This window comes from Tenacibaculum tangerinum (assembly GCF_029853675.1).
Lineage (GTDB): Bacteria > Bacteroidota > Bacteroidia > Flavobacteriales > Flavobacteriaceae > Polaribacter > Polaribacter tangerinum_A.
In genome coordinates, this window is sequence record NZ_CP122539.1 from 2,496,392 (window position 1) to 2,517,379 (window position 20,988).

General features: G+C 32.1%; 22 protein-coding genes and 2 pseudogenes. 7 read left to right on the plus strand and 17 right to left on the minus strand.

Annotation, left to right across the window (positions count from 1 at the left end):
- Positions 1-81: 81 nt before the first annotated feature.
- The 5 genes from P8625_RS11070 to P8625_RS11090 all read right to left on the minus strand — a co-directional run bounded on the left by P8625_RS11070 (position 82) and on the right by P8625_RS11090 (position 4,472).
- Positions 82-1,221, minus strand: a complete 1,140-nt coding sequence (locus P8625_RS11070; RefSeq protein ID WP_279650524.1) for an ATP-binding protein — start codon at positions 1,219-1,221, stop codon at positions 82-84.
- A 1-nt stretch (position 1,222) separates the two neighbouring features.
- Positions 1,223-2,089 (minus strand): aldo/keto reductase, encoded by an 867-nt coding sequence (locus tag P8625_RS11075; protein ID WP_279650525.1) that lies wholly within the window; start codon positions 2,087-2,089, stop codon positions 1,223-1,225.
- The gene (locus P8625_RS11080) at positions 2,082-2,840 is read right to left on the minus strand and encodes an SDR family NAD(P)-dependent oxidoreductase (protein WP_279650526.1); all 759 of its coding nucleotides are present in this window, start codon (positions 2,838-2,840) and stop codon (positions 2,082-2,084) included. The genes P8625_RS11075 and P8625_RS11080 overlap by 8 nt, the downstream gene beginning before the upstream one ends.
- A gap of 152 nt (positions 2,841-2,992) precedes the next feature.
- Positions 2,993-3,910, minus strand: a complete 918-nt coding sequence (locus tag P8625_RS11085) for a hypothetical protein (protein ID WP_279650527.1) — start codon at positions 3,908-3,910, stop codon at positions 2,993-2,995.
- A gap of 100 nt (positions 3,911-4,010) precedes the next feature.
- Positions 4,011-4,472 carry a hypothetical protein gene (locus P8625_RS11090; RefSeq protein WP_279650528.1) on the minus strand — a complete coding sequence of 154 codons (462 nt, stop codon included), beginning with the start codon at positions 4,470-4,472 and terminating at the stop codon, positions 4,011-4,013.
- A gap of 77 nt (positions 4,473-4,549) precedes the next feature.
- Here P8625_RS11090 and P8625_RS11095 point away from each other — a divergent pair, with 77 nt between their 5' ends.
- Together P8625_RS11095 and P8625_RS11100 are read left to right on the plus strand one after the other, a co-directional pair.
- Positions 4,550-5,659, plus strand: a complete 1,110-nt coding sequence (locus tag P8625_RS11095) for an NAD(P)/FAD-dependent oxidoreductase (protein WP_279652949.1) — start codon at positions 4,550-4,552, stop codon at positions 5,657-5,659.
- A 21-nt stretch (positions 5,660-5,680) separates the two neighbouring features.
- Positions 5,681-5,965 (plus strand): hypothetical protein, encoded by a 285-nt coding sequence (locus P8625_RS11100; RefSeq protein WP_279650529.1) that lies wholly within the window; start codon positions 5,681-5,683, stop codon positions 5,963-5,965.
- 114 nt (positions 5,966-6,079) lie between these two features.
- On the opposite strand, the pseudogene P8625_RS16255 reads toward P8625_RS11100, so the two are convergent.
- Positions 6,080-6,921, minus strand: a pseudogene (locus P8625_RS16255) (IS982 family transposase).
- Between the two features lie 276 nt (positions 6,922-7,197).
- Here P8625_RS16255 and P8625_RS11120 point away from each other — a divergent pair.
- The 5 genes and pseudogenes from P8625_RS11120 to mfd all read left to right on the plus strand — a co-directional run bounded on the left by P8625_RS11120 (position 7,198) and on the right by mfd (position 14,315).
- Positions 7,198-7,647 carry an META domain-containing protein gene (locus P8625_RS11120; protein WP_279650532.1) on the plus strand — a complete coding sequence of 150 codons (450 nt, stop codon included), beginning with the start codon at positions 7,198-7,200 and terminating at the stop codon, positions 7,645-7,647.
- A 622-nt stretch (positions 7,648-8,269) separates the two neighbouring features.
- Complete coding sequence (locus P8625_RS11125) at positions 8,270-9,835, plus strand: AAA family ATPase (protein WP_279650533.1); 1,566 nt, start codon at positions 8,270-8,272, stop codon at positions 9,833-9,835.
- A gap of 3 nt (positions 9,836-9,838) precedes the next feature.
- On the plus strand, positions 9,839-10,348 hold the full coding sequence (locus tag P8625_RS11130; protein ID WP_279650534.1) for a hypothetical protein: 510 nt from the start codon (positions 9,839-9,841) through the stop codon (positions 10,346-10,348).
- A gap of 2 nt (positions 10,349-10,350) precedes the next feature.
- Positions 10,351-10,527 carry a hypothetical protein gene (locus P8625_RS11135; protein ID WP_279650535.1) on the plus strand — a complete coding sequence of 59 codons (177 nt, stop codon included), beginning with the start codon at positions 10,351-10,353 and terminating at the stop codon, positions 10,525-10,527.
- A gap of 459 nt (positions 10,528-10,986) precedes the next feature.
- Positions 10,987-14,315: pseudogene (gene mfd, locus P8625_RS11140) on the plus strand (transcription-repair coupling factor).
- A gap of 140 nt (positions 14,316-14,455) precedes the next feature.
- On the opposite strand, the gene P8625_RS11145 reads toward mfd, so the two are convergent.
- The 11 genes from P8625_RS11145 to P8625_RS11195 form a co-directional block, all read right to left on the minus strand.
- Positions 14,456-14,791, minus strand: coding sequence for a hypothetical protein (locus P8625_RS11145; RefSeq protein ID WP_279650536.1), 336 nt, complete (start codon positions 14,789-14,791; stop codon positions 14,456-14,458).
- An 8-nt stretch (positions 14,792-14,799) separates the two neighbouring features.
- Positions 14,800-15,681: a hypothetical protein gene (locus P8625_RS11150; protein WP_279650537.1), complete on the minus strand. Its 882-nt coding sequence runs from the start codon at positions 15,679-15,681 to the stop codon at positions 14,800-14,802.
- A gap of 218 nt (positions 15,682-15,899) precedes the next feature.
- Positions 15,900-16,376 carry an SMI1/KNR4 family protein gene (locus P8625_RS11155; protein WP_279650538.1) on the minus strand — a complete coding sequence of 159 codons (477 nt, stop codon included), beginning with the start codon at positions 16,374-16,376 and terminating at the stop codon, positions 15,900-15,902.
- Entirely contained in the window at positions 16,373-16,765 is a 393-nt protein-coding gene (locus tag P8625_RS11160; RefSeq protein ID WP_279650539.1) for a hypothetical protein, read from the minus strand. Before P8625_RS11160 ends, P8625_RS11155 begins: the two co-directional genes overlap by 4 nt.
- Before the next feature lie 2 nt (positions 16,766-16,767).
- Complete coding sequence (locus P8625_RS11165; RefSeq protein ID WP_279650540.1) at positions 16,768-17,241, minus strand: deaminase; 474 nt, start codon at positions 17,239-17,241, stop codon at positions 16,768-16,770.
- Positions 17,242-17,273: 32 nt separating this feature from the next.
- Positions 17,274-17,510 carry a hypothetical protein gene (locus P8625_RS11170; RefSeq protein WP_279650541.1) on the minus strand — a complete coding sequence of 79 codons (237 nt, stop codon included), beginning with the start codon at positions 17,508-17,510 and terminating at the stop codon, positions 17,274-17,276.
- 168 nt (positions 17,511-17,678) lie between these two features.
- The gene (locus P8625_RS11175) at positions 17,679-18,038 is read right to left on the minus strand and encodes an immunity 22 family protein (RefSeq protein ID WP_279650542.1); all 360 of its coding nucleotides are present in this window, start codon (positions 18,036-18,038) and stop codon (positions 17,679-17,681) included.
- 81 nt (positions 18,039-18,119) lie between these two features.
- Positions 18,120-18,566: an SMI1/KNR4 family protein gene (locus P8625_RS11180; protein ID WP_322790521.1), complete on the minus strand. Its 447-nt coding sequence runs from the start codon at positions 18,564-18,566 to the stop codon at positions 18,120-18,122.
- Between the two features lie 215 nt (positions 18,567-18,781).
- Positions 18,782-19,231 carry an SMI1/KNR4 family protein gene (locus tag P8625_RS11185; protein ID WP_279650543.1) on the minus strand — a complete coding sequence of 150 codons (450 nt, stop codon included), beginning with the start codon at positions 19,229-19,231 and terminating at the stop codon, positions 18,782-18,784.
- A gap of 9 nt (positions 19,232-19,240) precedes the next feature.
- Positions 19,241-20,335, minus strand: a complete 1,095-nt coding sequence (locus tag P8625_RS11190; RefSeq protein WP_279650544.1) for an HNH endonuclease — start codon at positions 20,333-20,335, stop codon at positions 19,241-19,243.
- A 214-nt stretch (positions 20,336-20,549) separates the two neighbouring features.
- Positions 20,550-20,987, minus strand: a complete 438-nt coding sequence (locus P8625_RS11195; RefSeq protein ID WP_279650545.1) for a hypothetical protein — start codon at positions 20,985-20,987, stop codon at positions 20,550-20,552.
- Between the last annotated feature and the right edge of the window lies 1 nt (position 20,988).

Here is a 20,988-nt window from a genome sequence, read left to right on the forward strand (position 1 = left end):
AATTTAAAGTTCAAACTATTACTATTTTTAAAGGCTGTTGAGAAATCAACAGCTTTTTTAATACCTGCTTATGAGATTGTATTAATTATACTTCACTTTACGTATTACTCGCATGGCCTCTTTGTATTTGATGTACGTGGTTTTATCTTCGAGGTTTTTAATGTAATATTTTGCTTTTTTAAGTTGTAGAGCAGCGCTTTCAAATCCGTTTAAATAACAGATTAAATAAGAAGTAGGGAGTCGATATACATCTTCGTGCTCGGTAACCGAAAGAGGTTTGTTGTTTACAATTTTTGCTACAATGCTGTTATTATTATTGTATATATGCTGTAAGATGTTGCTATCGTATTGAGGTGCCTCAAATAGAAATTCGGTAACAATATCATGCTTTCCGTTATCTTTGAAATTGATGATTGTTTTTTCTAGTGGATAGCGTTTTTCACTCTTGTCAATCCCTAAAACAATGTACTCGGTAATAATGAATGATTGTTCGTTATAATTGATTTGAACATCATCTAACGAAGAAAAAAACAAGCGGACTTGCTCATTTATCAGTTCAATATCAACACGTGTAAAAAATACCTCATCGTTAATTTTTTTCTGTTTCCCTGCCCAACACAACACAAATTGTTCGTTAAACACCTTGTATTGCGGATTGTACTCTGGTTTATGCCTGTTTATAAAATCAAAAACACCATCGAGGGTAAGTTGAATGTTATTACGAGCATTTTTTTCAATAGCTTCAACAATGGCTTTGTTATTGTTTTTAAGAACAATGTTTTCTTCCGCAGGCATTGAGTTGCTTCCTCTGCGATAAAAAATAGTTCCTTTACGATATTTCCAGGAATTCTTAGCTAAGGAGGTAATTAATTTGGTAGGATAAATTGTTACCAGTCCGATTACTTTATGTCGTTCTAAACGTGGAAAAGGAACATTTTCATATTCTATTTTCGGTGGGTTGTTCAGGTATGCATTTACCAAGTTTTGTATTTTACTATCGTCGTAAAAATCTACCCCAACAATTTTATTTTCTTCATCTTCAATACCAATAACAATATAAGAATTATTGGTAGGGTTCGAATTAGAAAGTGCGCAAACATGTTTAATAAATTTTGCTTTTCCTTCTTTAGAATCTAAAGATAACTTCTGCTTTTTATCATAAAAACTATTCTCATCGTTATGAGACAGTAAGTTTTTAATAAGTAAGCGCTTGTTAATCATTTTAAGGTACTTTATGCCCTTGGCTAGCCTCTAGTAGAGCAAACCAGTCTTCAGTTTCTAAAATAATTTTTTGTGCAGCTACCGCTTCGATTATTCGTTCTTTTTTGGTGGTTCCAATGACAGGAATTATTTGTGATGGATGTTGATAAAGCCAAGCTAACAATACTTGAGTTTCGGTAGCATTGTATTTTTGAGTCAACCTAAGCATTTCTTCTTTTATTTGAAGATTTTTAGTGGAATCTTCTGTAAAATAGGTGCCTAACGGACTCCAAGCCATCGGCTGAATATGATGAAGTTGCATATAGTTTAAATCTCCATTAAGCAAAGGTGTATAATGGCTTAACGAAGCTTCTATTTGATTTACCGAAACGGTGGTTTTACTTGCTATCAATTGTGTTTGTAGCGGAGTAAAATTAGAGAGCCCGAAATCTTTAATTTTTCCTTGCGATATGAGTGTTTCAATAGCCGCTGCAATTTCATCAGGGTGCATTAAAGGACTTGGCCTATGCAACAAAAGTAGATCTAAATATTCGGTTTTTAGGTTTTGTAAAGATTGCTCTACACTCCAAATAATGTACTTTTTTGAATAGTCGTAATGTTTAATTCTATTTGTTCTGGTATTTCCTGTATGCTGAATTCCACACTTAGAAATAAGCTGTATGTTTTCTCGTTTTATAGAACTTGATTCAAGTGCTTTTCCGAAGGAACTTTCTGTAGTATAGTCTCCATAAATATCTGCATGATCGAATGTAGTTACCTCATTTTGAACACAGGCTTCTATTAGGTTTACCATTTGGTGTGTATCTAAATTTTCACCCCAAATTCCCCATCGCATACACCCAGCAATTACGTTAGAATAATTAGTCATTTTCCTTGTGTATTATCGTTGCACTTGCTTGCGCTGTTGGATATACGATGAGATCTTCAATCGTTACATGGTAAGGGCGGGTTACTACAAAATAAATAATATCTGCAATATCTTCTGGTTGCAATGCTTTATAACCTTTATAAACGGTTTTAGCCCTTTCAGTATCTCCTTTAAAACGAACCTCAGAAAATTCGGTTTCTACCAATCCTGGATGAATCGCACTCACACGAATGTTGTGTTGGTTTAAGTCCATACGCATTCCTTTATTTAAGGCATTTACAGCAAACTTAGAAGCACAATATACATTTCCGTTAGGATACACATCTTTTCCTGCGGTAGAACCGATATTTACGATAAATCCGTTGTTGCGTTTCACCATTTGAGGAATGATGGCTTTTGAAACGTACAAAAGTCCTTTCACATTTCCATCAATCATCGCATCCCAGTCGTCAATACTTCCATCTTGAATACTATTCAATCCGTGCGCATTTCCAGCGTTGTTAATAAGAATATCAATATGTTTAAACTCACTAGGTAAGCTATTAATGGCTTTTTGTACTTCTTCGTTATAGCGAACATCAAATTGTAAAATATGTACTTTGGTAAATTCTGATAGTTCTTGTTGTAATTGTTGTAGCTTTTCAATACGTCGACCGCAAATAATTAAGCGGATGTTGTTTTTTGCAAAAAATTGAGCAGTTGCCTTGCCAATGCCAGAGGTTGCTCCTGTAATTAAAGCAGTTTGTTGCATGGTTTTTTGTTTTGCATAAAGGTAAACTTTTTATGTTATACCATTTCAAATTATAAATGGTATTATTATAAAACGAAAAACCGCCCCTAGCGGAGCGGTTCCTTTTAGTTGGCTACTACACCAACCAAAAATCAACTAACCAAACTTTATTTTTATGTCCTTTTCGGAACTATTTGTCTTTTTATCTTAGTACGTTTTCTACCGCTATTTTTTCCAGCCGGTTTTGTAGTACTTATTTTTTCTCCTTTGAGGTATTGTATAAACCCTCTTCCAGAAAAAACATACGTTGTCTCAGAACCTACGTGATACAACTCTATGGTTTCATCATTTATAACGGTTAAATCAAATTCTTCAGTATCTCCGTTATCATAATTAAGTGTTAAATATTTTAGGTCTTCAACACCTTGAACGTCTCGAACTATATAGCCTCCTACATAATCCCAATTAATGTAATCAACATCTGTGCCAAAAGGGTCATGTGACGAATAAAAGGTTACATTATTCTCAGGAGTGAACTGTAAATAGTGCTCTTCATCAAAAGGATTCGGAGTACCTCCAGAAGCATCGGTTCTTTCCCAAGCAACAAACTCTTGTAAGAAATATTCAATATTGTCATAAAATAACATATCGTAATCAAAAGTGTTTCTCTGGTAACCAATTAAATAATAACTTACGTTTTGTGATAAGTCGTCAATTCTAATTTCGTTATTAGAAAGTTGCACAATGTCAAATTCATAATAACCATCAATATCGTGACGCGCTTCTAATATGGTTCCGTAAGTTCTGTAATTTCCCACCGCAATTCCTAAACCATTTCCTGTTTTACCAATATCAACAATATTATTGTTCGCATACATGGTTCCATTAATAAAAGAAATGGTAAAAGCTCTCGATAAAAAAGGAACATCGCCGCTACCTGTTGTTCTGTGATAATCTATGTACCATAAATCATAACTTGAAATATATTGATTTAGTGCGAAACTATCCTCTACAATTTCATTCCTTACAACACACGACGTAAAGGTTACACCACTAATAAGCAGTAGTAAAAGTAATTTTATACGTTTCATAAGCATTCGTTTTATGGTTATGCTTATAGGTTTTCAAATTACGTGCCAAAAATAAAAACACCTCAAAAAGAGGTGTTCATACTATGGTATGTTAAAGTTTTTACTGCATAAAAACCGCATCTTTTTTCACAATGTTTGCTACTTTCACATAGTAAATTTTCTCTCCTAAGGCATAAGAAATCATGGCTTCATCATCTTTTAATTCAAAAGGAAAATTTTCTACAGCAGTATTACCAAACTCTTCTTCTGGATTAGCATGTAAAACAAGATCTTCTTTATCATTAGAGGAGGTTTTATAGCGAGCTGCTATATAGTTCGTATTGTTATGCTGTTCAACAACAGCTTTGGTAATTCTATTCTGAAAATAAACATTTTTAAAATCAACAGGCTCTTTTGAAGTAAAATAAATAATGAGGTTCGTTGAATTATAACTTCCTTTTACGCCTCCACTTACATAAGAGTAATTTGCAGATTCTACTTTAAAAGGATGGTTATTTTCTGTTTTTACACTTGCGCATTCGGTAAAACTTAACGCTAAAATTAAGATTCCAATTAATTTCATGGAGTTGTTTTTTAATGTTTAAATTTAGACGTTCAAGGAACGTGCCAAGTCACAAATATAATCAGATTTATATGAAACTGAGTTTTAGTTATTGGGAATTAAAAGAATGGTTTACAAATGTAGATTTTACGGTTGTGGGAAGCGGAATTGTAGGGTTGAATTGTGCTTTACAACTACGAGAAAAACACCCTAAAGCAAAAATTATAGTTATAGAAAAAGGAATATTACCACAAGGAGCAAGTACTAAAAATGCAGGTTTCGCCTGTTTTGGAAGCTTATCTGAATTAATAGATGATTTACAAACACACACCGAAGAGGAGGTTTTTAGCTTGGTAAAAAAACGTTGGGAAGGTTTGAAGCTTTTACGCACAATTTTAGGAGATAAAAACATCGACTTTCAACAAAATAAAGGATACGAATTATTTCTAACAACCGAACTATATGAATGTTGTTTGTATCGAAAAAGAGAGATAAACAAGCTTTTAGAGCCCCTATTCTCTTCAGATGTTTTTACGGTAGATAACAATAAGTTTTATTTTCAAAATATTCATCAAAATTACATAACGAATCAGTTTGAAGGTCAGATAGATACGGGTAAAATGGCTGGAAAATTGTTAGAAAGAGTAACATCGTTGGGAATAAAAATTATCAATACGATTCAGGTTGAAAAGTTTACCGAAAATAATGAGCAGGTAGCCGTTGAAACGAACCAAATTACATTTAACACAAAAAAGTTATTTATTGCTACAAACGGATTTGCAAAACAGCTTTTAAATGAAAATATACAACCTGCTAGAGCACAAGTGTTAATTACTAAACCAATTAAAAATTTACATATTAACGGAACATTTCATTTAGATAAAGGATATTATTATTTTAGAAATATTGATAATAGAATTTTGTTTGGAGGAGGTAGAAATCTCGATTTTAAAGGTGAAGAAACTACTGAATTTGGGCAAACAGCGCTTATTCAAAACAAATTAGAAGAAATTTTAAAAACAACAATTTTACCGAATACGAAAGTTGAAATAGACCATCGTTGGAGCGGAATTATGGGGGTTGGAAATCAGAAAAAAACTATTGTAAAACAACTTTCAAATAATGTATTTTGTGGCGTAAGATTAGGAGGAATGGGTGTTGCTATAGGAAGTTTGGTAGGAAAAGAGCTAGCAGAACTTATCAATTAATATTGTTTACAGAGGTAAAAAATGAGTATTAAAGAAGAACTATACAAGCAATGTGAAGAGTATGTAAACAAGCGTTTACAAACGGTAGAAGAAACGATTTCATCCTATCAAAAATCACTGCAATCTGAAACAAAAAGCTCTGCTGAAGACAAGCATGAAACAGGTAGAGCAATGCTACAATTAGAAATGGAAAAAGCAAGTCAGCAACTGAAAGGAATTGCTCAAATGAAAGAAACACTGGCAAAAATTGATACAAAAGTAAACTCAACGAATGTTTGTCTAGGTAGTGTGGTTATAACCAGCTAGACCATCAATTATTTTATAAGTGTGAGTTTGTTAATTTTTGAAAACGAAAAATATTTTACCATATCTCCATCTTCACCTATTAGAAAATTAATTTTAACGTGAATTCGGGATAGTTTACCCTATTCTTTGTAGGTTATCGATATTAATATTAGGTTTAGTTGGATAGAACGAATAAGCGATTAACCCTGCGACCAAATTTAAGATAAAGTTATCGAAGCTTCTGTGTCTTGTATGCTCTATTTGACATACGTTTTTCAAAATATCATTCACACTTTCAACAACAGCCCTTTTTCTAAGCATAATTTTATCATAGATATGCATAAGAGTATTTTCATATTCTTTCTAATTTTTGTAACCAGATGTATTCCATCTACAAAAAGCTATTCAAACAGTTCTTTACCTACATACCCTCTGTCGGTAAATATTTTTCCGAACACACGATTATGAAAGGTTTTATTTTTAAGTGGTTGTCTGTCATCTATATTACCTTGAGTAATTAAAAATTCAACAATATCACCCTTTTCATTGATAATAATATGAAGTTTAAAACCAAAGAACCACCCCATGGTTCCTTTCCCTTTTTTTGTGGTGTTTTTTAAAAACTTTGTTCTGTTTTTCTCTTTTATAATGACATACTTTAATAGTGGTAGAATCTAAAAAAGAGATCCCTGTGCATTGACCTAAACAGTGCATTTGAAGAAACAGTATCATAGGCACTGAACAACGCTTTTTCAATTCAACAAATCGGTTATAGGAAACTAAATCGACAAGTGTTTGCTAACATATTCGATATAAAAGTGTTTAAAACACCTAAAACCACTAAAATGGAAAAGCACCATACTTGTAATTATTTTACTTTGGGTGAGTTTAGGCTTTCTTCGTCTAACTATCTTTGAACAGGTTTCTAAAGCATTTTTATCAATAACTTGATTAATTTCGATACAAAAATCATCAATTAAACAGAAAAATCAAGTAATTTTAAAATCAGAAACCATAGTGGATAATTTAGTTATATGGTTAAAAATCATTATTTTAACATGCTAAATTTTCTGCTTTTTTTCTTCTAATTAAAAAACTTTTTTATCCCGAACTCACGTTATAAAGATTTTATTACTAATGATAAAGCTATTATAAATGTAAGCAACCTGAAAAAAGGCAGATATATTTTAAAAATTTACGGAACAAAAGAAGAAGAAACACACCATATAATTGTTGAATAAAAACTTAAAATCATGAAAAATATATTTTTAATTCTACTACTAGCTTTAATCAGCTGTAATGAAGATGAAACAAAGTCTCAAGAAACAATTATTTTAGGAAATTGGAAACTTACATCCATTGTCAATGAGTCCAATGGCAGCATATTAGTTCCTAATGATTTTTTAAATTCTAATGAAATAACAATAACTTTTAATCAAGAATTAGACTTTACTGGAAATACGGTTATCAATAATTTTTCAGGGAATTATTCTATCAATCAAAAAGAAGAACTACTTACGTTTTTAAATTTTTCGACGACTGAGGTTAATGAAACTGAATGGGGAAATTTGTTTTATCAAAGTTTAAACTCAAATTATAATGAGCAAACTGAAAATTGGGAAAACCCCTATGAAATAGCGCAAGGAAACATATTAAAAATCTTTTATTCAGAGCAAGAATATATGACTTTCGAAAAACAGTAACTGCTCATAACAAGGTATAAACTCAATAAGGGGTTGAAGCTTAAAACTAGGGCAATTTTGTATTTGTAAAGACTATATACAAACAGAAACCAATAGCTTAAAAATTCCTTACTAAATTTATACGTTGCCGTCAGACTGTCTCAAAAACCCCTCTTCTTTACTTAAAAACGGGTTTCATTATTTCTGTATATAGATGATATTCCGTATAGTTAAATATGGAACATTTACAAGGACAATCCCAACCAACAGATTACTTCGTCGTATCTTCCTCGTAATGACGGTATATTTCTTCGTGATTGCAATTCAAACCGTCATTGCGAGCGATAGCGAAGCAATCTTTCACTTTTGAGTTCCCAACCAACAGATTACTTCGTCGTATCCTCCTCGTAATGACAAAAAAAACTTGCTTCCCTCCTCTTTTTTTATTATGTTTAACACACTAAAAAAATAGTCCCCTTATCTCAACTATTTTTATGGGTTGTAGTAAAACAAACATGTCTTTATGGGTTGCCGTAAAGGGTTGTGGTTGTATACACCTAATTTTGGTACTCAAATAAGAGTCTAAAATATTTTTAGATGAGTGATAATTGAGTTTTATATCTATAAATTATAAACGAAAAACATGTTACAAAAAATAGGAATAGAAAACTATAAAGCCTTTAAAACTGCCCAAATACCAATTAAACCAATAACTATCTTACTGGGAGCTAATAGTGTTGGGAAAAGTTCTATTATACAATTACTTCTTTTATTGCAACAAACAGGCAAAGAGAGCTTAAAATCTTATAAATCTGCACTTAAACTTTACGGTGGTTATGTGAATCTTGGGGATTCAATAAACTTAATACACAATAAAGATAAAAAGAGTGATATTAAACTGGAATTTGAACTAAGAAGCAAGAAGCTCAAAAATATTTTTGGCAAAGCATTATTAGAAAGTTTTGTAGATAATTTTGAGTCAATTCCAAGATATATTCCTGTTACAGCTTTTAAAGACATCAGAAACAAGAAAATCAATTCAGTAGATGACTTAAAATTTTTTATAGATGCTTTTATTAAACTCTTAGAAAATCAAAACGCTAAAGACTTTATAGAGGAAGTAAAATGGTTATTAGATAATCGCTCATTTTACAGAATTGGTAATATTAATAGAAAAACAAAAAACGATTTAATCAATACATATGAATTTTTGAACCTACTCTCAAAAAATTCTAAAATAGAAACTTTTGATATTTCAATTAAAATCACGCATAGTGATAATAATTTTTATGTCAGTGATTTAATTCTAAAGCAAAAGGATATAGTATTAATTTCAATAAAAAATAAAGAAGAATTTAACATTACATCAGATCTTATCAAAATAGATGATTTTGTTATTAAAGAAATAAAAGAAGTTTTTAATCCTTACAATACTATTTTTTCAATTTTTAATTTTAGAAGAAGTGAAATTATACATTCATCGTTGGCTCAAGTTTTGATAGAAGTCTTGAATTATTCTTTAAAAGAACTTGGAGAGGAGTTTACAGAGTCAAAAATAAATTATGTAAGTCCTTTAAGAGCTCATCCAAAAAGATATTATATGTTAGATAAGGATAAAATAAATGTAACTCTTGATACACTTGATGGTGATGCAATTGCTGATGTATTAAAAGATAATTCAAACATAAAAAAGAAAGTAAACAATTGGTTGGAAAAGTTTAAACTTCAAGTTAACGTTGAAGAGTTTAAAGAGGTAATTCATCACTTAAAAATAAAACAGAATAATTTAGATTTAGATATCACTGATGTAGGTTTTGGAATTTCTCAACTTTTACCTGTAATTATACAAGGCTTCCTTTCTTCTAATGACTCTACCACTATTATTGAACAACCAGAAATACATCTTCATCCCAAAATACAAGCAGAACTAGCCGACTTGTTTATTGATATAATTAAAAATAATAGAGAGAAAAAATTAGTTATTGAAACTCATAGTGAATATTTACTGAAAAGACTTAGAAGAAGAATTTCAGAGGGCAAAATATCATCAAATGATGTTAGTATATGCTTGTTTCATCCTTTTTCAGAAGACAAACCAGCTTACATCGAAAACTTAGAGATAGAAAAGAAAGGCTTTTTTGAATGGCCATTAGAATTTTATGGCGGAGAACTTCTTAAAGACACTACTGAATTTTTAAAGAATCAATAAACTATGGTTTGTACAATTTCTTCTGACTTGTTAGAAAATATAGAGAAAGATGAACTTATATATTTTTCTGATTTATTAATGGTATTCACAAGTAAAACCAATGACCATAAAGTAACGAAAGATAAAAAAAGTTTAGTTATTGAAAAATATGAGAACATAAAAGAAAATCTTGAATATGTAAAAGTTTGGTTAGACTTAATGTCATTCTCACCTTCATCATTTGAAAAAATTGATGTAGATCTTGATGGTATTGATTGCAATGAAAGTTTTTTCGTTGAATTATGTAAAAACACAAACGGAGAGCGTAAAATGGTAGTATATTCTTTACAAAACATTAAGAAATTTGAACTACAATCCAACACTTTAGAAGTAGATGGAATTGATATCGAAATATTGGATAGAGATACAGCAAAAAAACTTATTAGTAATAAAACAGTAGTTAATGGAGATATAATCACTAATTCTCAAGTAGCTAAAGAAAATTCAACAATTAATAAATCAAAAAATGAATAATAATGGGTGACAAGATAAAAGGCTCACAAGTAGCTAAAGGAAATAGCAAAATTGAAAACTCAAATAATGATTATACAGTTAGTAAAAGAAGAAAAGAAACTATAATTATAAGTTTTATTGTTGGAGTTATTTCATCATTGATTGGTTCGTATATATTCACTACTTATTTAATGAAGTAATTTAAACTTTTTATAAAAAAACAAGCAGTTTAAAATTAGTAATTTAGAGTTGATAACCAATCAATTACAATTCATCGAATTGTAAGTACACAAATTTACAAAAAGAGCTAATAGAAAAACACATTTTATGCTTTATTCCAAAAAATAAGAGAGGATTTCCAGTAGTTTTGATATGGTTGATATTTTCAAATGTATCGTTCACAAACTCAAGACTGGTTACCAATGGAGCTTCTTATTTATTGATATAGAGTGTTGTAAGTTGCTATTTTCTTGCAAAACGGTTTACTATTATTATCGGAAATGGAGTGAAAAAGGGGTTTTTAAAGATATGTTCGAAACATATCTGTTAAACGCTCCCCACACAAAAAAATAAACCTTCGTACCTTTGCACAAAATTTTTGTACGTTGAGCAAGCAAGCTATTGTAAACCACTACCAACAATCTGAGCAGGTAAAACAGATTGTTACACAGCTTCAACAGGAACAGAACCATTTTCAAATAACGAATTTGGTCGGTTCTGCGTTGTCTTTTGTCATTTCCGAAACCTTTAAACAAGCCGATAAACCCTACTTGTTCATCTGTAATGACAAGGAAGAAGCTGCCTATTATCTCAACGATTTAGAGCAGTTGTTGGGCGATAAAAATGTGCTGTTTTATCCGGGGTCGTATCGCAGACCCTACCAGATAGAAGAAACCGACAATGCCAATGTACTCTTGCGTTCAGAGGTGTTAAACCGTATCAATTCTCGTAAAAAACCAGCGATTATTGTCACCTACCCTACGGCGCTATTTGAAAAAGTAGTGACCAAAAAAGAGTTGGAAAAAAACACGCTAAAACTGGTAGTGGGCGAGCAAGTATCGCTCGATTTTGTCAACGAAGTGCTGTTCGAATACCAATTCAAACGGGTCGATTTTGTGACCGAACCGGGCGAGTTTTCGGTACGTGGGGGTATTATTGACGTATTTTCATTTTCTCACGACGAACCCTATCGCATTGAGTTTTTTGGCGATGAGGTAGACAGCATCCGAACGTTTGATGTAGAAACGCAGCTATCGAAAGAAAAACTAAAGAAAGTAAGCATTCTGCCCAATGTAGAAAACAAAGCGTTACAAGAAAACCGAGAAAGTTTTTTAAAATACATTTGGTCTAAAACGGCTGTTTTTGTTAAGAATATAGATTTATTAAGCGATTCGCTGGACAAATTCTACCAAAAAGCCGAGGAGTCTTTTAGCAAATTATCCACCGAAATCAAACACGCCACACCCGAAGAATTGTTTTGCAACGGCGAGCTGATTCGAAATCAATTACAAGAATTCACCACTATCGACATTGGTAACAACCGTCATTCCGAACGTGGTGAGAAACCGCAAGGTTCAGCGAAGCTAAATCTCACCAATGAAAGTATCGTAAGTATTAACTTCAACACCCACCCTCAACCCTCTTTCAACAAAAAATTCGATTTGTTGATTGAGAATTTCAACGAATTTTCAGCAAAAGGATTTACCAATTATATTTTATGCTCTAACGAGCAGCAAGCACAACGATTTCACGATATTCTTGACGATGGAGAACAAGAAGTATCTTATGAAACCATCGTGTTTCCGTTGTACCAAGGCTTTGTAGATATCGACAACAAAATCGTGTGCTATACCGACCATCAAATTTTTGAACGATATTACAAATTCCGACTCAAAAACGGTTATGCCAAAAAGCAATCCATCACCCTACAAGAACTTACCAAATTAGAGGTAGGCGATTACGTAACCCATATCGACCACGGAATTGGAAAGTTTGGCGGACTCCAAAAAATTGATGTAGAAGGCAAAAAGCAAGAAGCCATCAAGTTAATTTATGGCGACCGTGATATTTTGTATGTGAGCATTCACTCGCTACACAAAATATCTAAATTCAACGGAAAAGACGGCAAGCCGCCTAAAATATACAAACTGGGTTCAAATGCTTGGAAAAAAGTCAAGCAAAAAACCAAAGCCCGTGTCAAGCATATTGCCTTTAACCTTATTCAGCTATACGCCAAACGCAAACTTCAAAAAGGATTTGCGTTCGGACCCGATACGCACATGCAACACGAGTTGGAAGCGAGTTTCTTATACGAAGACACACCCGATCAGTTTTCTTCTACCCAAGAGGTAAAAGCCGATATGGAAAAAGAACAACCCATGGACCGTTTGGTGTGTGGTGACGTAGGCTTCGGAAAAACAGAAATCGCCATTAGAGCTGCCTTTAAAGCGGTGGATAATGGAAAACAAGTCGCCGTGTTGGTACCCACCACGATTTTGGCATTTCAGCATTTTAAAACCTTTTCTAAGCGTTTAAAAGACTTTCCGGTCACGATTGACTACCTCAACCGTTTTAAGACCGCAAAACAGCGTAAAATTGTTTTAGAAGGCGTCGCCGATGGAAGTATTGATATCGTCATAGGAACGCATCAGTTAACGAATAAAGCCGTTCAGTTTAAAGATTTAGGACTGCTCATTATTGATGAGGAACAAAAATTTGGGGTCGCGGCAAAAGACAAACTAAAAACGATTAAGGAGAATGTAGATACCCTTACCTTAACGGCAACTCCGATTCCGCGTACCTTGCAATTTAGTTTGATGGCAGCGCGAGATTTATCGGTCATTAAAACGCCGCCACCCAACCGTCATCCGATAGAAACCCATGTGATTCGCTTTAGCGAAGAAACCATTCGCGATGCCATTTCGTACGAGATTTCTAGGGGGGACAGGTATTTTTTATCCATAATCGTATTGAAAATATCAAAGAAGTAGCCGGATTGCTACAACGCTTGTTGCCCAGTGCAAAAATTGGAATTGGGCACGGACAAATGGACGGAAAAAAGTTAGAAGAACTCATGCTTGGTTTTATGAATAATGAGTTCGATGTATTGGTGTCGACCACGATTGTGGAAAGTGGCTTGGATGTACCGAATGCCAACACCATTTTTATCAACAATGCCAATAATTTCGGACTGTCGGATTTGCACCAAATGCGAGGTCGTGTAGGACGTTCGAATAAAAAGGCGTTCTGTTATTTTATCACGCCACCCTATCATCATATGACCGACGATGCCCGCAAAAGAATTCAGGCGTTGGAACTGTTTTCTGATCTGGGTAGCGGATTGAACATTGCCATGAAAGACCTAGAAATTCGTGGTGCAGGAGATTTGTTAGGAGGGGAACAAAGTGGATTTATCAACGATATTGGATTTGATACCTACCAGAAAATCTTACAGGAAGCTATTGAAGAACTGAAAGAGAATGAGTTTAAAGACTTATATCCTACGGATGAAAATGCGCCAAAAGAGTATGTAAAAGAGGTGCAGATTGATACCGATTTTGAAATTCTGTTTCCAGACGATTATGTAAATTCTGTTACCGAACGCTTGAGTTTGTACAACAAATTAGGCACTTTAACCACCGAAGAGGAATTGCAAAATTTTGAACGAGAAATTATCGACCGTTTTGGGGAATATCCTACCCAAGTTGCCGATTTATTAGACAGCGTTCGCATAAAATGGTTAGCGAAAGAACTGGGCTTAGAAAAGGTGATTTTAAAGCAAAAACGCATGATTGGGTATTTTGTGTCTGATCAGCAAAGTGCTTTTTATCAAACCGAAGCATTTACGAAGATGTTGAAGTATGTACAGCAACATCCTCAACGTTGTGTAATGAAAGAAAAGAAAACCAAAAACGGATTGCGTTTACTCATCACCTTTATAAAAATTGATAGTGTACACAAGGCGTTAGAAACGTTGCAGAAAATATAAAAAATGTCATTGCGAGCGAGGAACGAGCGAAGCAAGCTGTTTGTCAGAAACTCATCAATCCAACCTTTTAGTGTATCTAAATGTTTGGAAAGGCTTTCAAAAGAAAACCCACCGAAATTTCGGTGGGTTTATCATATAAATTATTCCTGCTCCCAGGGTTTATTAGTAGGTCTGTCATCTGTTAACAAACCATACTCTTCGTTTTCCATAAACCCTTTAAACCTTATCAGGTAATTATATATAAAAGCATTATCATATTTCGTTTTAATTATGTTCGGCATTCTTTCGAAAATTTTAGAAAACTCATAGGAAGCATTTTTTTCTGCCCATTTTAAAGAATCATAAATCATCTTTCTGATTTTCAATTCATGTATATCTTTAAATTGCTCTGCAATATTCCTATCTAATTTTTCCTCCTTTTTTTTATTATGAAGTATCCACAATGGGGACATTAATAAATTTTCATTTTCTTTCATTTTATTCGTTATTTAAATATTTCACTAAGATCTACTATTTTTGTGTCTACACCTAATTTCTTTAGTACTTCTAGAAATTGGTTCAAATGACGTTCTTTTGTTTTATAATGACCTGTACTATTTGTTATTTTTATTAATAAACCATTAAAAACTGCTAGTTCGCCAGCCATTACAACTGGACCTCCTCCTAAAAAACTAGAATGATGGAATTCTCCCATCCAAGGATATTTTGAAGCATAAATTTTACCTACTTCATCCATTACAAAAATTGCTTTTCCATTGTTTGTTATGTTTGACACATCCATAGAATCAAACAATTCTCCTTTGTAATCTACCAACTTACCATTTTTTACCTTTATTTCATACTTTATTAAATCTTTTTTATTCAAATAACTGACTTTGAATGGGCTAAACTCACTCGGCTTTCCCGTATAAGGATGAATTCCAATATCTTCCCCTAAATACTTTCTTAACATGGGTTTTAACTTAAATCCACTTATTCTAGATTTTTTAGCTACCTCAATTAATTCATCTAAATATTCAAGCATACTTTCTCTAGAATATGTATTCACATCCCCTAGTAATTCCTCTAGAAATTCACGAGCTTCCTTAATAGACAAATTATCTTCTATTTTTTTGCCATTATAAGTAAATGAATACAACCCTTCTTCATTTTTTAGCATGTTTACTCCAAGCTTATTGAGCTTTTTCCAAGCATTCTTTCTTACAATATCGAAAAAGGTTTTTCCTAAAGCTGTTATTGGGTCTGTAAAAGAATACGCTGCATTATCTATTACCAAAGCTTTCGCCTCTAGTTTTGCAAAAAACTCTCGTATCCATTTTTTAAGGTCCTTTAAGTGTTTCGGTAAACTTTTAGCAAACTCTTTCAATTTTCTAATTACCGCAAAAAAGGTTTCTACGGTTAGCGTTACCGCTTTTGCAGTCGTTCCAATTCCTCCTTTTAAAAAGAAAGTAGCTGCTTCAGAAATTACAAAACAAAAAACTACCTCAATATATCATTAAGGTAGCTTTTAAATTTAGTATTGCTATGCATATTATGCCTGACACGGATTATAAATCCGCGCTATTGGGTTTTTCTTTAAAAAAACTAATCTTCTTCATACTTTTCTATATCTTCTAATCCGTTAATAAATTCTTCAAAAGAATCACATATTAAAGTTGGTTCATTCGAAGTTCCATCTAAAAACACTAAGTATATTTTCCCAAAATCCTCCTGTCTCATTGATAAACAAAACTTCGCTCCTCCTGAATCATCGGCAAAAGGATAAAAATGAGAAGGTATATTATCTTCCATTATTTGATGACTTTTAATCACATCTCTTGATGAAATAATTAAATCATCAATTTCATTATTATCCTTCAAAGTTACACTGTAAAAGCTATCAATTTCAGAACCGTCTTCATAGGGGTTTCCGTAAGCTGATAGTTTAGGATAACCTCCATTGTATTTCAAAATAAAACTCTTATAGGTCTCAGGTAGTTTAAGGTTATATTTATTGATAAAACTATTAAACTCATCTAAACTAACAGGTTTTGCACTTTCTGTTATTTTTATATCTTTCATTTTATTTCTTCCTCATAAATATCTTTCCATTCATACTTATTTGAAAAAAGCCCTTCATTAATATACCTTTTTAGGATTTTAAATGATGTTTCAACATCACTAATAATAAACTTTTTAGGTATGATCATCTCTTGTCCTCCAACATAATGCGTTATTTCACCATCATTTTCATTATCAATCAATGGTGCTAAATAATCAGGATGCTGCATTAAAAAAACACCTGACTCAACTTTAAAGAAAATTATCATTTCATCTTTTTTAATTGAAATAGAGGAGTCTCCTGTTCCTTCTTGCCAATATTCGAAAGGTTGGTTTAAAAAGTCATTAAGTACGCTGATGTCATTTTCTTCTTTTTCTTTACCGTAATTATCTGTTAAAATATATTTCATAATTAAAAATTTACTTTTAAAATTAGAGGGATTTTTTTATCTCCACTAAATATTATTAATTCATCTATTCCCATTGTTTTCATTAATGCTGGTAATTCTCCTTTACACATATTACAAGTCGGTCTATCTACATACATAACTATTTTTTTAGGTAATTTTCCGAATTTTTCATGTGCATTCATTAAAGAATGAGCTTCTGCATGTGTTAAAGCTTGTGCCTGCCCTAAATGCTTTGGTTGTTTCTTTTTGGGTGGTACCCATTTTATTTTATTAAACCATTTTCTTCGCAAATCCAAACTTTCAGGAACAAATGAAGAATTAATTCCAAAAAATGATTGATTATTAACTTCAACTTTTGCAGTAGTTCCTGTTGTTCCATCTTTGATGCTATACTTTGGAAGCTTTCTATTTATTCTAAAATTATCTAACTCTTCAAAGTTTTTTGTGATTTTTTTTACATCTAGTATTTCATCCAAATACTTTTCGCATCGGTATCACTCAGGTTTTTTTAGCTTTTCAGCAAGCTCTTCAACTTCTTTTTTAGTGCCTCTAAAAGTTCTTTACCGTCTTTTACTAAAGCATACACATTGTCTCCTACAGAGACTGGAATACCGCTTGCTAAAACAGGTGGTTGGGGTACTTTTTTAATCGTTACACCTAATTTTTCAAAAATAGTATAGACTTCATCCGAAAAAGTTCTGAATGCTTTAGACAAGCCTTCAAAAAACTCCCCTATCCTAAACAAACTTATTCATAGAGTCTGTGCTGTAATTAAAAAGCAACAGCCTTACGTGAAAACTGTTGCTTAAATTTTATTCTTTTTTACTTGTTTTTATCATGGAAATCGGAATGTTTTCTAAAGGAAAACCACCGAAATTTCGGTGGTTTTGAAATCTTTGTAATATTAAAAAAATTAATCTTCAATAAAATCATAACAATCAATAAACTCTATTTTTTTATCATCTATCTTTTTAGAGTATTCAAAATTATATAGCAATAAGATAGTATTTTTCTCTGCCCAGTTCATGTCAGGTATATTCTTAATAAATGAATCTATATACGAAAATCCATCAAAAATTTCTTTTTTATCAGATATTCCTTCATAAAAATAAACCTCTTGAAATTGATTATCAATAAAATCAATTTCAAATTCATTCATGAAATCAGAAGATAACTCTCCATCTTCATCATATGTCTCATTTAAGAAACTATCTAAAACCTCTCTTGAGTCAAACTTTCCAACCCAAAGAGATACTTTTCCTTGTTTTTCCATTGTTATTAAATATTCACTTAACCTTTCTAAAAGTTTGTAATTAAGACTAAAAGGTACTCTTTAAAGTGGGTATCTTGTTTTTTAATAATCATTTTCTTCTGAAAGTCCATTTAAAAAAATTTCAAAGGAATCTGAGAGAAACTCTGACCTTATATCTCCCATATCCATAGGTAGGTAATACACCTTGCCGTAATTTTCTCCCTCATTTAAATCCATACATATTTGATTTCCCCCAAGGTCATATGCAAAGGGAAGATAACCGACAGGTAAAACATCCTGTAAATCTAAAATATTATGTTCTAGGGTATCATCTCCATATTTGATTGGATTGAAATGAGCTATATTTACGCCTTTATAATAATCCTTATCGGGGAAACCTCCATTAAATTTCAACATATGTTCCTTGTATCTTTCAGGTAAAATGAGTTCAAATTTCTTTTCAAAAGCTACTAAATCTTCACTTTTGATACTTTTCTCTGCTAAAATAAAACTAATCATGTTAAATATTTTGTTAATAATATTGAAAATACAGACTGCCCTGCTGAACCAAAATGCTTATAAGTTGCTTTAAAAACTAACTGCATAGTACATTCACCAGTTATTGTATTATAATTATCTATGAGGTCTCAATTTACTAATCATAATTTTATCTAATAAGTCACCTGTAACTAAAATATAAAGGCGCTCACTTTATATGAGCGCCGATAAAAAAACTATACTTTTCTCAATATTTAATTGATAAACTATTCTAATCCTTCTATAAATTCCTCAAAGGAATCACAAACATACTGCAGCCCACTACCATCCCAGTAATATTTATAAATCTTTCCCAAGCTCTCATTATTCATTGAAATACATAAAAAAGTACCTCCTCCTCCATCTCCAAAAGGATAAATATCAAAAGGTAAATCTTTATCTTTAATATTATTTTCTAGAATTTTCTTTACATTGACCAATCTACCAAGATTATTAGAAAAATCTCCTAGATTTGGACGTATTGAAAAAAATGAATCTATAACAACCCCTTCTTCAATAGAAGAACCAAATAGTGATTCCGAAGAATACCCTCCATTGTTTTTTAGTATAAACTCAATGTACGAATTAGGTAATTTTAAATTATATGTATCAATAAACAAATTTAATTCTTCTCTAGTTATTGGTTTTTCACTTTTTCTAATAGTTAATTCTTTCATAATTATATCTTATTTAATTCTTTTAATCCCAAATAATAGTTCAATTAAACCAGGTGCTCCTTTATGCGGAAAGCATGAAGTATGAACATCTGATAAAACTAACTGCATAGTACACTCACCAGTCAACGGGTTATAATCATCCATATGGTGCCAGGCATATCCATCTGGCTTATCCGCTCCTTTACTTATTTTACTTTTAAACCCCGGGCTAATTTTTTCTGCAATCTCATTACATAATTTAAAATCATCTCTGTCAACCCCTGTAACTTTAATTTTTATTGAACCGAACCTTTTATCTTTGTTGAATAAGAACTCAGGATTATGCAGATAATCAGGAACAAGTCCTTTTCCTCCGATAACACCTCCTTTTTTTCCACTAGGCAAAATATTAATTCCAGCTCTCCTAAATTCTTCCAAAGCCTCTTTAAAAGGATTAAAACGTTTATTGTCTGTTCTTACTGCCAACTCCAGAAGCTCATCGTATTTTGATAATATTTCCTTATCACTTTTCCTCATCATTTGAAGATATAGTTCAATGTCGTTTTGCTTTCCTTTCATTACAACATCTCCCTCCTTATCTAAAACTGAAATATTAGACCTAGCTCCTTTTTCTTTTATTACTTTTAAACTTCTAAACTCAAGAACGTCACTATATTTTAAACTCAAACTCTCCGCCAACTCATCCAAATAACTCTGAACTTTTTTTCGAGTATTCCCTCCACTAGAACGAATTTCATCAATTTTTTGAGCAAATTTTCGAATGGCATCTTCCGTTCCTTCAAGAATGGTTTTATCGCCTTGTTTAATGGTATAAATAACTCCATCAGCACCTTGAGTAATTACTTTATCTGTGTTAGGGTCAATTTTTTGAGTAATAATAACTCCTAAATCATATAATAAATCAAGGGTCGCTTCTAAACCTTTAAAAATCTGATTTACAAAACCTTTTAAACTAGCTATAAACTCCCCTATCCATTTTTTAAGGTCGTTTAAATGTTTGGGAATATTTTTTATAAAATCGGCAATCACCTCTGCCAGTTTTACAAAAGTATCGATACCAAACTTAAACGTCTTTTCTATTAACTTGCCAACATTGTCAGCCACTTTTGCGGGTATTTCAGCTAGGGCTTTGTACGAGCGTAAGGTTTCTTTGACCGCTTTTGCAATCGTCCCTGTGCCTCTCGGTTAAGAGAAAACCATTACTTTCAAAAGCAACAAAAAACTACCTTAATTTTTATACTAAGGTAGTATTTAAGTTTAGCCTTGTTTTGCCTACTTATCCTTGGCGCGGATTACAAATCCGAGCTATCGCGTGTTTTCACTCTATAGACAAGTACATCGGCTTGCTCTCTAATAAACACTCTTTACATATAGAAATTATTTTATAAAAATCTGACACTTGCCTACTTATAGGCTTTGTTAAAGAAAGACATAAACGATATTCTTGTCCTTTCCATTCAATTACTTCATTTATCGGACCTCCTGCTTCAGGAATACTCTCAATATCTGGAAGTTTGTTCTCTAACTCCCTTTCAAAAACTTTTTGAATCTGTTTAATTTGTTTATTACCCAATTCTCTATCTCTAAAACTTTCATCTACTTCATCGTTTATAACCTCTCTTAGTAAATCTTTATAGAAGGAAACCCAAAAATCTGCAGGACTTCCTATTGAAAAATGTTTATTATTATTTTTCAAAAACTCATTAAAATAATCCTTATCATAAAAACTAACATTACTTATTAATACTTCACTCATA